Source organism: Niallia sp. CD-39 (genome assembly GCF_059874745.1).
The window spans coordinates 134,957-147,972 of the sequence record NZ_JCBCPS010000003.1 but is presented as its reverse complement, the minus strand read 5'-3'; the positions used below and the strand labels follow the sequence as shown (position 1 = coordinate 147,972).

The following is a 13,016-nucleotide window of genomic DNA, read 5'->3' as shown; positions in this document are numbered from 1 at the left end:
CGCTTCTATATTTACACAATTGACATAACTTTCTATTGATATACAATATACAGACTTTGAAAGAGGTTAGACCTCTTTTGAAACTTCCATTCTGCATTGTACAATACTGAGCAAAAAAAATAAAGCATAATGCTGTCGTTTGCTGTCGATTTATTTAATTCGCAATAATCTTTACGATTATGTAAGAAAGCGAGTGGTGAAGTTTCAAATGAAACTTCACCACTCGCTTTAATTTAGCCTTGCTGTTCTTCCTTATAATCACATTCCACACACTGAACCTGCACACCCTTTTTCAACTTCTTCTCAACTAAAAGGTGTTCGCATTTTGGACAGCTTCTTGCAATTGGTTTATCCCATGAGATGAATTCGCATTGTGGGAATTGGTCACATCCATAGAATATTCGGCGCTTTTTGCTTTTTCGCTCGATGATATTCCCCGTTTTACATGTCGGACATTTTACACCGATCTCCTTAACAATTGCCTTTGTGTTACGGCAATCTGGGAAATTGCTGCATGCCATAAACTTCCCATATCGCCCCATTTTATAAACCATTGGGTGGCCACATTGATCACAATCTTCACCAGCTGGTTCATCTTTGATTTCAACTTCTTGCATTTCTTTCTCTGCTTTTTCTAGGTTGATGACAAAATCCTGATAAAATTCGTCTATGACTTGTACCCAGTTTTCATTGCCATCTTCAATGCTATCAAGGTCTTTCTCCATCTTCGCTGTAAATTCTACATCGAGAATTTCAGGGAAAAATTCTAGGATAAGCTCCAACACGATCTCACCTAGCTCTGTCGGTACAAAGCGTTTATTATCGAGCATTACATAGCCACGTTTTTGAATCGTATCCAAAGTAGGTGCAAAAGTAGACGGTCTACCTATGCCTAATTCTTCGAGGGTACGAACTAGTCTTGCTTCTGTGTATCGCGGTGGCGGTTGAGTATAGTGCTGCTTTGGATCGATTTCTTTTTGCAACACTTCATCACCTTCTTCAAGGTTTGGAAGCATTTTATTTTTTTCTTCAGATTGATCATCAGAACCTTCAACATATACCTTCATGAACCCTTGAAACTTTACTTTAGATCCAGTTGCTCTGAATGTTACCGGGCCATTTTCAAGGTCTACACTCATTGTATCCATAATCGCTGGAGCCATTTGACTTGCTATGAATCTTTCCCAAATGAGTCTGTACAGTCTTAATTGATCACGAGAAAGAGCAGATTTAAGACTTGATGGTTCCTTCATAGAGCTTGTCGGGCGAATCGCTTCATGAGCATCTTGAGCTTTTGCGTTCTTTTTTTCTTTCTTCTTTTCTGAAGGTAAAAATTCCTTGCCATACTGTTGCTCTATATACTGTGCGGCTTCTGTCTGTGCAACTTCTGAAACTCGAGTTGAGTCAGTTCTCATATATGTAATCAAACCGACAGTTCCTTCTTTTCCTAAGTCTATTCCTTCGTAAAGCTGCTGAGCAAGCATCATTGTCTTTTTAGCACGGAAATTTAACTTTCTTGCTGCTTCTTGTTGTAAAGATGATGTTGTGAATGGAACGGCAGGATTTCTTTTTCGTTCCTTCTTTGACACTGATGATACTTTAAATTTATTCGATTTCATTTTCTTTAAAACATCATTTACTTCTGCTTCAGATTTCAGCTCTAATTTCTCACCATCTAAAGAGTGAAAGCTAGCTTCAAATGCATTGGTACCTTTTAAAAATTCCCCATCGATGGACCAGTACTCTTCTGGCTCAAATGCATTGATCTCTTTTTCACGATCAATTATGAGCCTAACAGCAACCGATTGTACCCGACCTGCACTTAATCCTTTCTTAACTTTTTTCCATAATAATGGACTAATGTTATACCCGACAAGGCGATCGAGCAGCCTCCTTGCTTGTTGAGCATCTACTAAATCCATATTAATTGGCCTTGGATGTTTAAACGATTCTTTAATCGCATCTTTTGTAATTTCGTTAAACACAACACGGCAATCGGATTGGATATCCACATCAAGACTATGCGCTAAATGCCACGCAATTGCTTCTCCTTCACGATCTGGATCGGCTGCGAGAAAAATTCGCTTTGCTTTTTTAGCTGCTGTCTTCAATTCTTTTAATACCGGACCTTTACCACGAATGGTAATATATTTTGGATTATAATGATCTTCTACATCAATTCCCATTTGGCTTTTCGGGAGATCCCGTACATGTCCCATAGAAGCTTTTACTTTATATTTTTTTCCTAAATAGCGTTCAATCGTTTTCGCTTTTGCAGGTGATTCTACTATCACTAAGAAATCCGACATTAATGGTCCTCCTATAAGAGGGAATTCAATTCAGTTGTTCCACTCTTTTTTATCTCTAGTTCATCTATTCTAAAATCACGCATCTTCTCTATCATATATCTGCGTGTAGAACTCTTGTTTAGTTACTCTTATCTTCAAAAAAACGGACTGTCTACTTTTGCCGAAAATTCGAAAAGGTAGCAAAAGAAGCATTCCGCCTCTTATTTACAATAATCTTTTCTCGTCGCTTCATGAATGCTGTCATTCATTCTATGCATAAATATACGTGTACTTACCTCAAACAATAAAGTTTCCACCATTATTAATCAATCGAAACGTTTTTGTCAAATTAAAATATCACTTCAATTATGGAACGTCTTCTCTAAATCTATACGTTCACCTGTTGCAAAATGTATAACAGTTTTTATAGAAATTCAACCTTTTTCACATAAATTCCTTCATTTTAATCACATTTGTTGGTTTTTCTCCCATTTTTACCCCTATTTATCGATAACTCATCTAAAATGTCTTTAGCATCCATTACGAGCTTAGCACCCTGTTTAATCAATTCATTTGCCCCAACACTACGTTGATCAAAAATCCCTCTAGGTACAGCAAAAACTTCCCTCCCCTCATCAACTGCCATTTGAGCAGTGATTAAGGAGCCACTTCGTCGTTTCGCTTCTATGATTAGTGTTCCAGAAGACATGCCACTAATAATTCTATTTCGCATTGGAAATTGCCATTTTTGAGGTTTCATATAAGGTGGGTATTCTGAGAGTAGGAGATGGTTTTTGATGATTTCTTGAGCAAGAGGTTGATTGGAGGCAGGGTAAATATGATTAAATCCGCCAGCTATAACTGCAATCGTTTTCCCATTATTTGCAATTGTATATTGATGGGCCAATGTATCAATTCCTATAGCTAGCCCACTGACTATTACGACCTTTTCTTCAATTAAAGGAGGAAACAGCGTTTTAATGACATTCACACCATAAGATGATGCATCCCTCGCTCCAACCACAGCAAGTAGCGGAGAGTATTGGGCTAACTTCACATCTCCAAGCGTATAAAGGACCCAAGGAGGCTGATAAATCTGTTTTAGTAGTGGAGGGTATTCATCTTCAAACAAAGTGATTACGCGGATGCCAGATCGTTCATATGATTGAATGAGATTTTTGATTTTATCTGAGTGAAGATCTTGAATGGCCATTTCTAATGCCTTTGGTGAAGGGAAAAACCGGGTTAGAGATTCGAAGAGGAATTGTGGAGGACGCTCAAAAAACGATAATTTTCGATCTTCTTTCAATAAATGGTAAATGATCTTCCACCCTATACCACGGCAATGAAGTAAGTGGACAATGCGAGATTTTAGTATTTCCATATAAATCACCCCTAATTGTTTAATAGCTTAAAAAACAGTCCCCCAAAGCATCGGGGGACTCTAAATTGTATTAATGAGTTTTACACTTGTCGTATAAACCTTTTTCTTTAATTACTTTAATTAAAGTTTCTCCCATAACGGATGGAGTATCTGCTACTTCAATGCCACACTCATTCATAACGCGGATTTTTTCATCTGCAGTTCCTTTTCCTCCTGAGATAATTGCACCAGCATGTCCCATTCTTTTTCCTGGAGGTGCAGTACGCCCACCGATGAAGCCTACGACTGGTTTAGTCATGTTCGCTTTCACCCATTCAGCCGCTTCTTCCTCTGCAGTACCACCAATCTCACCAATCATGATAACTGCATACGTATCTTCATCTTCGTTAAATGCTTTAAGGACGTCGATGAAGTTAGTTCCGTTAACTGGGTCTCCACCGATTCCAACAGCTGTAGACTGACCAATTCCTTCTTGAGATAATTGGTGTACAGCTTCATAAGTCAATGTTCCAGAGCGAGAAACAACTCCTACATGACCTTTAGTATGGATATATCCTGGCATGATTCCAATTTTACACTCGCCTGGAGTAATAACTCCTGGGCAGTTAGGTCCTACAAGGCGAGTATTCTTGCCTTCCATGTAACGCTTAACTTTAACCATATCAAGTACTGGGATATGCTCAGTAATACAGATTGCAAGATCAAGCTCTGCATCAACAGCTTCCATGATAGCATCTGCTGCAAATGGAGCTGGTACATAGATTACAGAAGCATTTGCTCCTGTTGCTTTAACTGCTTCGATCACAGTATTGAATACAGGCACACCCTCAACTTCTGTGCCACCTTTTCCTGGAGTAACACCACCGACGATTTGCGTACCATATTCAAGCATTTGTTTTGTATGAAAAAGGGCAGTAGAACCTGTGATCCCTTGGACAATTACTTTTGTATCTTTATTGATAAAAACGCTCACTTTTATTCTCCTTCCTGATATTGCACCGTATCATTCGTTACGGTTGCCATAATTGTTCTTTTTCGATTAGCCAACTAATGAAACGATTTTTTCTGCACCATCTGCCATAGAATCTGCAGCAATGATATCAATATCTGACTCAGCTAGAATCTTCTTACCTAAGTCAACATTTGTCCCTTCAAGTCTTACGACTAAAGGCACTGATAGTCCAACTTGCTTCGCTGCTTCCACAACACCTGTAGCAATGATGTCACATTTCATAATTCCACCGAAAATGTTTACAAAGATACCTTTTACATTTGAATCAGAAAGGATGATTTTGAAAGCTTCTGTTACTTTTTCAGCAGTGGCACCGCCCCCAACATCAAGGAAGTTTGCCGGATCTCCGCCATAATGCTTGACGATATCCATTGTTGCCATCGCAAGTCCTGCTCCGTTAACCATACATCCGATGTTTCCATCTAAAGAAATATAGCTTAAGTCATATTTAGAAGCTTCGACTTCTTTTGCATCTTCCTCTTCAAGGTCACGCATATCTACGATGTCCTTTTGACGATAAAGTGCATTTGAATCAAAGTTTAATTTTGCATCTAGTGCGATAACTTTTCCATCACCAGTTACAACTAATGGGTTGATCTCGGCGATTGAAGCATCTTTCTCAACGAAAGCTGTGTATAAGCCCATCATGAACTTAACCGCTTGTCCTACTAGTTTAGCTGGAATATTAATGTTAAACGCAATACGACGAGCTTGATAGCCAGTTAAACCAACAACCGGATCAATCACTTCTTTAAAGATTTTTTCAGGTGTTGCTTCTGCTACTTCTTCAATCTCAGTTCCACCCTCTTCAGATGCCATTAATACGACACGAGAAGTTGCGCGGTCTAATACTAATCCGATATAATACTCTTTTTGGATGTCACAGCCCTCTTCAATTAACAGACGCTTAACTTCTTTTCCCTCTGGGCCTGTTTGATGTGTGACTAATGTTTTTCCTAAAATTTCTGACGCATATGTACGGACTTCATCAAGGTTTTTAGCAACCTTAACTCCACCAGCTTTACCCCTTCCGCCAGCATGGATTTGCGCTTTTACGACACAAACTTCCGTGCCAAGTTCTTTCGCAGCTTCTACAGCCTCTTCAACTGTAAATGCAACTTTTCCGTTTGGAACAGATACCCCGTATTGTCTGAGGACTTCTTTTCCCTGATACTCATGTATATTCATTACCCATCCTCCTATCAAATGCTTCAAAAAATAAACTGCGCTTTCATTTTATAAAATGGGAGAATCATTGTCTAGCATTATAGATGAAATATTTAAATTCTTTATAATTTTAGTAGATAAAAGTATTTTTTCTTGTCATTACAGGAGATTAATGGTAGACAAAAAAGAGAATTACTTTTCTACAATAGCGTAATTCTCTAGTTCTTTTTCTTATTTTCATTTTTAAGCCGCTGGTCAGCCTGATAAATAAATGCAAAGACTTCTGCAACCGCTTGATATAACTCGTCAGGAATCTTTTCATTTATTTCAAGATTTCCTAACAACCCAACTAAAGAAGCATCCTCTTGAATCGGAACATGATGCTCCTCTGCTTTTTTTATGATGTTTTCCGCAATATACCCTTTTCCTTTAGCAGATACTTTCGGAACATCAACCTGTTGATCGTAAGTGAGTGCGATCGCCTGTTTTCTTCCTTTTGGTTGATTTGCATTCATATGCGAAAATCAACCCCATTTGTATTTAGGTCTTCTTTTGGTACACTTGCTTCTTTTTTCTCCTCAACGTAAGAAGATGTAAACTTTACACTAGATAAACGATAGTCCATTTCTGCTAATTTCTTCTTTAGTGGTTCAATGAAAGGGTGCGCAATTTCATCTAGCCTTTCTGTATCATTAATGACAGTCACGTTTATAATTCGATTTTGCACATGCAAGTCTATTACTGTTTCCTTCAAAGAATCTAACTCTAAATAAAACAATACCCGGCAATGATTCGGATCAATCTCCCCATCTTCTCGTTTTCTACCACTCCACTGCATCGTTACTTCATATGTTTTTTCCCACATTGAAACAGGGATTTGAAATGCATATTGTTGTATCGGGCCGACTTCCTGTGACAAGAGCTGAAAGCCTGTTATTTGATGAAGGAGCTTCTCGGCAACCGCACGCCCTTGAAACTGAGTTTGCTCTTTTAATAGTGCGATTAAAAGGGGTTTAATAGATTCTACGTTCCTCACCTCATCCGTAAACCCTTGCTTCGCTGCAGTGAACACATCTTTTTCATGAGATAGCCCTAATAATTTCACGATTTCTTTCATTTGTGCTGGTAGTTGATTCACTTGATGCTGAATTTGTCTTTCCTGCGACTCAGATGCCAATGCCTGTCTAACGACTTCATTTTTTAGCACTTCTGTTTGCTGTAGAGGCGGGAGTTCTTTTCCTAACAACATATTCAGTGGTCGTTCTTGGATCACGACCTTCGCTACTTCTTTCATCAATGGAAGCAACCGTTCCTCAGCTAGCGGGAAGGATAACCTTCCGTCTCTTAGCTCACTTGTCATTTGAGTTGCCATCTGTTGTATTTGAGGCGCATTCGTAACTGAAGATGCACTTTTAACTTTCATTAAAGAAAGAATCATTTGCTCAATTGTAACGGATTGATTGGACGAAATGACCGTTTGGCTTGCTTGTAGCAATGTCTGCACCTGCGGTGGCAACTTCGATTGTGAATGCACTTGTCCAAAGAACTGCGATAGCCCATTTAATTCACCTTTTGTTGGAGAGAGAATCCCAAGCTGGGTAAGTGCAGTATATAGTGAAGTAGAGCTTTGTCCTCTTGCAGAAAGCCACTCTGTTAAAATGGTTCTAATACTTTGTTCCTTTGACTTATCACCATTCGATTGAACTACGTTTATAATCTGTGCATGCAAACGTGAAGCAAGATCCGACGGGTTGTTTTCAAGCTGAGGAACGAGTTTCATCATTAACTGCATACTCGATTCCTTTCCCTGTATTGCTAGCATTGCTTGAAAAACAGCGTTCGTGAACGGAAGCTGCCGCGTATGTATTTCTTTTATCGTCTCAAGTCCAGTTGCAGTCGAAGGGAGATTCCCAAGCAATTGAGCAGCCATCTTTAGCAATTCATTAGTAAGAGGAAGCTTTTCCTTCAAGAAATATTGAATCATCTGTACATTCTCTCGGGTTGATTCAAGCCCTAGTTTCTGAAGCAAGTTTTGAATCGATGCACTAGATCCAACCTCATTCATTGCTCCTTGAAGAACCTTCAGCTTAATTGAACCTTCTTCACTATGTCCGACTTGAAACCAATGTCGTTCCAGAGCGGGCAATTGTGTCTCGATTTGAGCAACAACCTTTTGACCACCTACCTGTACCTCAGCCATTTTGTTAGGCAAATGCTTAATTACTTTTCCCGTTACGATTTGCCCTGGTCTTAAGGACAATGCTTCGCCTTGGGGATATTCACGATTCGCTTGCATATGATTCAAGCTATTGAGAGTTTGCATCTTTAGATCACCTATATTATTTTTGGACGTATTCTTTTACTGGAGAAAATGTTTTCCGGTGAATCGGCGTTATTCCATGCTGCTCTATTCCATGTAAATGCTCTTTTGTACCATAACCCATGTTTTTCGAAAATCCATAATTCGGATATTGTTCATGAGCTTCTTTCATCATTTGATCACGGGTTACTTTTGCAATAATAGAAGCGGCAGCAATCGAAATGCTTTTTTCGTCCCCTTTAATTATTGCCTCCTGAGCAGTGACAACTTCGATTTCCATTGCATCAACTAATAAGTAGTCAGGCTGTATAGAACATTGTGCAACTGCTTCCTTCATCGCTAGCTTCGTAGCTTGATAGATATTCACTTCATCTATTACTTGTGCTGACATTACACCGATGCCAACTGCAATGGCTTTTTCCAAAATCTGCTCATAATAGCGTTGCTTTTTCTCTTCAGTAAGTTTTTTAGAATCATCGATTCCTAGCAACAAAAAATCATCAGGAAGGATTACAGCAGCAGCGACGACCGGTCCTGCTAAAGGTCCTCTTCCCACTTCATCCACACCAGCTATGCTCGTGAATCCTTTAAGCTTAGATCTTTGTTCATAAGATTTCATCGATTCGAATTTATTCAGTTGAGCCATTTTTAAAGCTTGTTTCTTCTCCCAACTTTCTCGTAATCGAATGACTCCAATGCGTGTATCCTGTTTAATCTCAATAATGAAAGGATCTTCCCCAGAGTCAATTGTAGCTAATTTTTCTTTAATTTCCTTTATCGTCCACTTCATGTCTACACACCTGCATGCTTTCTATCAATATCGGGTTTTTCCTAGCATTCTTAAGCTAAAAAATAAAAGCCTTCTTAAGTAGAAGACCTTTATATCTTTTATATGTTTAAGAACGAGATTCTCCTTCAAGCTCATCCTTCTGTTCAATTTCCCGCGGTGATTCTAAAGTAATTCGACCAAATCTTTCAGAACGATAATCACGTATGATTAAGTCCGTCACTTTATCATAGTCTGTTTCACCTCGACCCGCTTTACAGCCTCTCCGAGCACCGATGTCATCAAACAAGCCGACGATGTCTTCATTTATGGAATCTAAGCCATAACGACTCTTTAATCGTTCTGGATAATGCTCTGTTAAAAACTTTAACGCATATACAGCAACATCTTGTAAGTTTAAGATCGTGTCTTTGATTGCACCAGTTAATGCTAGCTTTAGCCCAACCTGCTGATCTTCAAACTTTGGCCACAAAATACCTGGAGTATCAAGCAACTCCATCTCTTTCCCAACCTTTATCCATTGCTGTGCTTTTGTTACACCAGGCGTATTTCCTGTACGTGCGATATTCTTCTTTGCTAAGCGATTTATTAAAGTTGATTTACCGGCATTCGGAATTCCTACAATCATCGCTCGGATCGCACGAGGCTTTACACCCTTTGCTTTTAAGCGCTCGAACTTCTCATCTAGCAACTCTTTTGCTGCAGCAACAATTTCCTTCATTCCTTGTCCAGCCTGAGAGTTGATTGCGATCGCTTTTACACCTTTCCCTCGGAAATATGCAATCCATTCCTTAGTTAAACGCTCATCTGCCATATCCGCTTTATTTAGGAGCACAACTCTCGGCTTATGTTGTACGATTTCGTCAATCATAGGGTTTCTAGAAGACTGAGGAATTCTTGCATCAACTAATTCAAAGATAATGTCTACAAGCTTTAACTTTTCCGTAACTTGCCTTCTCGCTTTGGCCATATGACCCGGGAACCATTGGATCGTCAAGACATATCACCTCTTTCTCTGTTCATTCTTTATGTTAATTCACGATGCGAATGTCTCCAATTGGCCAATAAATAATACCTGCACTTCCTAATACTTCTTCCATCGGAACTGCGCCAATATGGCGACTATCTTTACTATAACGTCTGTTATCTCCCATCACAAAGAGATGACCATCAGGAACAACTTGGTGCCCTATTTTCTCCTCTAATGTAAAAGGCTCTGTTAGCGGCCCATCAATCAACCTTTCCTTGTACTCGTCCAAGTAAGGTTCATCATATGCCTCGCCATTTACGTACAATGTATCATCTTTGTATTCAATCTCATCTCCAGGAAGGCCGATGACACGCTTTATGTAATCTTTATTTTCAGGGGCATGAAAAACAATGATATCGAATCGCTTCGGTTCAAATACCTTATAATTGATTTTATTTACAATCATTCGGTCTTGATCCTCTAAAGTAGGGGTCATGGATAAACCATCTACAACAATTGGAGCAAAGAAAAACGTTCTAATAACTACAGCTAAGATGACCGCAATTAAGAGAGCCTTCGTCCATTCCCATAATTCATTCTTCTTTTTAGCCATTAGTTCCACCACTCTTTAATAAATATTGCAATGCAATTTTTTCATTCACATTCTATTGTTTCCAATTTTATTATACATTAAATGATTTATACGATGTTAATTTCTATGTTCTATCATACTCTATAATCAAAAGCATAGAAAAGCAAAAAGAGTGGAAAAAAGAGAGCTTGAAGATCAAGCTCTCTCTTACAATTATCGAATTTCTTTGATACGAGCTTTTTTACCACGTAGGTTACGTAGGTAGTAAAGTTTCGCACGACGGACTTTACCGCGACGAATTACTTCAAGCTTCGCAATCTTTGGTGTGTGAACAGGGAATGTACGCTCAACGCCTACACCGTAAGAGATCTTACGAACTGTGAAAGTTTCGCTAACTCCACCACCACGACGCTTAATCACAACTCCTTCGTATACTTGGATACGCTCACGAGTTCCCTCTACGATAGATACGTGTACACGTACAGTATCACCAGGACGGAATTCAGGAAGATCCGTACGAAGTTGTTCTTTTGTGATTTCTTGGATTAATTTATGCATCGTTTTCAACTCCTCTCGGACAAATGCTCATGCACAACATTTCTATTTGCAGCGGAACATCGGAATAAGACTCATACTAATTTACATCAGCGTAAGTCACAAAAAATATCATATCATACATTCTACTGTAGTTCAATGTCCATCTACTTCTTTTTTTACTTGTTCGAGCAATTTCTTTTCTGTATCTGATATTTGCAGTGAATTGAATAAGTCTGGCCTTCTAGACCATGTCCGCCTTAATGACTCTTTAAGTCGCCATTCTTCAATTAATTGGTGGTTACCACCTGTAAGCACGTCTGGCACCTTCAATCCCCTAAAATCAGCAGGTCTTGTATAATGCGGGTGTTCTAACATTCCTGTTGAAAATGAATCCTTTAAGTGAGACTCTTCACTCCCTAGAACACCAGGTAGCAATCTTACAACACTGTCAATGACGACCATTGCCCCTAGCTCTCCACCTGTCAAAACATAATCTCCTATGGAGATTTCATCAGTTACGACATGTTCACGAATCCGCTCATCATACCCTTCATAATGGCCACAAATGAAAATAAGATGATCACAAGCTGCTAGCTCTTCTGCTTTTTTTTGTGTATAGCGTTCACCTTGTGGGCATAGGAGGATTACTCTGCTTTTATTCTCAGCTTTTTTCGTTAAATCTTCTACTGCATCAAAAATTGGTTGAGGCTTCAAGACCATGCCAGCACCCCCACCATACGGGTAATCGTCAACTGTCTTATGCTTATTATCAGCATAATCTCGAAAGTTGACAACATGATAATCAACAGCTTTAGCTTCTTCTGCCTTCTTTAAAATTGACTGACCGAAAACTCCAGAAAACATTTCAGGAAATAATGTAAGTACATCGATTTTCATTATGATAACAATCCTTCAATTGGATCAATCATTACAAGCTTTTCCTCAATATTAACGGATTTCACAACGTCCTCAATATATGGGATCAAGATTTCTTTCCCATTAGTACCCTTGATCACCCATACATCATTTGCTCCTGGAGAGAGAATTTCTTTAATCGTTCCTAACTCTTCTCCTGAAATCGTTTTGACAGTGCATCCGATGATTTCAAAGTAATAGTATTCATCGTTCTCAAGTTCACTTAATTGCTTCTCAGTTACTTTCAAAAGGCTACCCTTAAACTTTTCAATATCATTGATGTTTTCGTATCCTTCAAAAATAAGCAAATCAAAGTTTTTATGTTTTCTATGCGATTTAACTGTCAGTTCAATCGGCGTCTTCGAATTCGGCTGAAATAAATACAAGGTTTGCCCTTTAGCATAACGCTCTTCAGCAAAATCTGTCTTTGAGATGACACGTGCTTCACCTTTAAGTCCATGTGTATTTACAATCTTTCCTACATTGAGCCACTTTTCCATATTTTCACCTCTAGCGTATTTCCTCGATAACCCCGTCTTTTATAACAATTGTTCTTCCGCGATCAATTTCATCCCAACGATCGCCTTCATTAATTTCGATCAGGGCCTCTACTTCTTTCTCTTTCATTTCACTACCTATTGGTAGCTTATGTATTTGCTCTATTTGTAAATCAATGAGTTTGCATTTTTCTATGCGCGAATTGATTTCTTTATCAAAGTTTTGTTTTAACCGATTTAGATCGTATTTTTTCGTTCGTTCTAGCTTTTTCAATTCAAACTTAAGCTGTTCGCATTCTTTTTGAAGTTGTATCTGAATTTGCATTTGCTTTTCCAATAATCCCGCTTTGCTTTTTTCCGTTAACACTTGCTTTACTGTTACTTTTTGGATTAGTTTCATATCATTTGCAACCTCCCGATTTACACCCTTCACTTGCACGAAAAAATGATCTTTCTAAGAAAAGCGCCAGACGCTTGACCACCCACGAGCATACAACAACGCTACAGCAAGTGCGTAAACCACGACTATTGGTACTATACACAGTTG

General features: G+C 38.8%; 13 protein-coding genes. All 13 read right to left on the bottom strand.

The annotated features are described in order from the left end of the window. Positions 1-233: 233 nt before the first annotated feature. Entirely contained in the window at positions 234-2,309 is a 2,076-nt protein-coding gene (topA, locus tag AC6F34_RS09100) for a type I DNA topoisomerase (protein ID WP_500771259.1), read from the bottom strand. Between the two features lie 442 nt (positions 2,310-2,751). Then, the gene (gene dprA / locus AC6F34_RS09095) at positions 2,752-3,672 is read right to left on the bottom strand and encodes a DNA-processing protein DprA (protein WP_500771257.1); all 921 of its coding nucleotides are present in this window, start codon (positions 3,670-3,672) and stop codon (positions 2,752-2,754) included. A 70-nt stretch (positions 3,673-3,742) separates the two neighbouring features. Beyond that, positions 3,743-4,645, bottom strand: coding sequence for a succinate--CoA ligase subunit alpha (gene sucD, locus AC6F34_RS09090; protein WP_500771255.1), 903 nt, complete (start codon positions 4,643-4,645; stop codon positions 3,743-3,745). 66 nt (positions 4,646-4,711) lie between these two features. After that, on the bottom strand, positions 4,712-5,872 hold the full coding sequence (sucC, locus tag AC6F34_RS09085; RefSeq protein WP_500771253.1) for an ADP-forming succinate--CoA ligase subunit beta: 1,161 nt from the start codon (positions 5,870-5,872) through the stop codon (positions 4,712-4,714). Positions 5,873-6,069: 197 nt separating this feature from the next. Next, a complete protein-coding gene (locus AC6F34_RS09080; protein ID WP_500771251.1) occupies positions 6,070-6,366 on the bottom strand; it encodes an EscU/YscU/HrcU family type III secretion system export apparatus switch protein in 297 nt (98 codons plus the stop codon). Further along, entirely contained in the window at positions 6,363-8,174 is a 1,812-nt protein-coding gene (locus AC6F34_RS09075; protein WP_500771249.1) for a TP0910 N-terminal domain-containing protein, read from the bottom strand. The genes AC6F34_RS09080 and AC6F34_RS09075 overlap by 4 nt, the downstream gene beginning before the upstream one ends. A 16-nt stretch (positions 8,175-8,190) precedes the next feature. Then, positions 8,191-8,961 carry a ribonuclease HII gene (rnhB, locus tag AC6F34_RS09070; RefSeq protein ID WP_500771247.1) on the bottom strand — a complete coding sequence of 257 codons (771 nt, stop codon included), beginning with the start codon at positions 8,959-8,961 and terminating at the stop codon, positions 8,191-8,193. A 106-nt stretch (positions 8,962-9,067) separates the two neighbouring features. Further along, positions 9,068-9,955 (bottom strand): ribosome biogenesis GTPase YlqF, encoded by an 888-nt coding sequence (ylqF, locus tag AC6F34_RS09065; protein WP_500771245.1) that lies wholly within the window; start codon positions 9,953-9,955, stop codon positions 9,068-9,070. Positions 9,956-9,989: 34 nt separating this feature from the next. Beyond that, a complete protein-coding gene (gene lepB, locus AC6F34_RS09060) occupies positions 9,990-10,541 on the bottom strand; it encodes a signal peptidase I (protein WP_500771243.1) in 552 nt (183 codons plus the stop codon). A 192-nt stretch (positions 10,542-10,733) separates the two neighbouring features. Beyond that, positions 10,734-11,078, bottom strand: coding sequence for a 50S ribosomal protein L19 (gene rplS / locus AC6F34_RS09055; RefSeq protein WP_500771241.1), 345 nt, complete (start codon positions 11,076-11,078; stop codon positions 10,734-10,736). Positions 11,079-11,210: 132 nt separating this feature from the next. Next, the gene (trmD, locus tag AC6F34_RS09050) at positions 11,211-11,954 is read right to left on the bottom strand and encodes a tRNA (guanosine(37)-N1)-methyltransferase TrmD (RefSeq protein ID WP_500771238.1); all 744 of its coding nucleotides are present in this window, start codon (positions 11,952-11,954) and stop codon (positions 11,211-11,213) included. After that, complete coding sequence (gene rimM, locus AC6F34_RS09045; RefSeq protein WP_500771236.1) at positions 11,954-12,472, bottom strand: ribosome maturation factor RimM; 519 nt, start codon at positions 12,470-12,472, stop codon at positions 11,954-11,956. Before rimM ends, trmD begins: the two co-directional genes overlap by 1 nt. A gap of 10 nt (positions 12,473-12,482) precedes the next feature. Then, on the bottom strand, positions 12,483-12,869 hold the full coding sequence (locus AC6F34_RS09040) for a YlqD family protein (RefSeq protein WP_500771234.1): 387 nt from the start codon (positions 12,867-12,869) through the stop codon (positions 12,483-12,485). Positions 12,870-13,016 lie beyond the last annotated feature (147 nt).

Coding starts and splice junctions, on each gene's coding strand:
- AC6F34_RS09040 (WP_500771234.1), bottom strand. CDS start 12,869: ATGAAACTAATCCAAAAAGTAACAGTAAAGCAAGTGTTAACGGAAAAA.
- AC6F34_RS09080 (WP_500771251.1), bottom strand. CDS start 6,366: ATGAATGCAAATCAACCAAAAGGAAGAAAACAGGCGATCGCACTCACT.
- trmD (WP_500771238.1), bottom strand. CDS start 11,954: ATGAAAATCGATGTACTTACATTATTTCCTGAAATGTTTTCTGGAGTT.
- rplS (WP_500771241.1), bottom strand. CDS start 11,078: ATGCATAAATTAATCCAAGAAATCACAAAAGAACAACTTCGTACGGAT.
- rnhB (WP_500771247.1), bottom strand. CDS start 8,961: ATGAAGTGGACGATAAAGGAAATTAAAGAAAAATTAGCTACAATTGAC.
- lepB (WP_500771243.1), bottom strand. CDS start 10,541: ATGGCTAAAAAGAAGAATGAATTATGGGAATGGACGAAGGCTCTCTTA.
- AC6F34_RS09075 (WP_500771249.1), bottom strand. CDS start 8,174: ATGCAAACTCTCAATAGCTTGAATCATATGCAAGCGAATCGTGAATAT.
- dprA (WP_500771257.1), bottom strand. CDS start 3,672: ATGGAAATACTAAAATCTCGCATTGTCCACTTACTTCATTGCCGTGGT.
- sucC (WP_500771253.1), bottom strand. CDS start 5,872: ATGAATATACATGAGTATCAGGGAAAAGAAGTCCTCAGACAATACGGG.
- rimM (WP_500771236.1), bottom strand. CDS start 12,472: ATGGAAAAGTGGCTCAATGTAGGAAAGATTGTAAATACACATGGACTT.
- topA (WP_500771259.1), bottom strand. CDS start 2,309: ATGTCGGATTTCTTAGTGATAGTAGAATCACCTGCAAAAGCGAAAACG.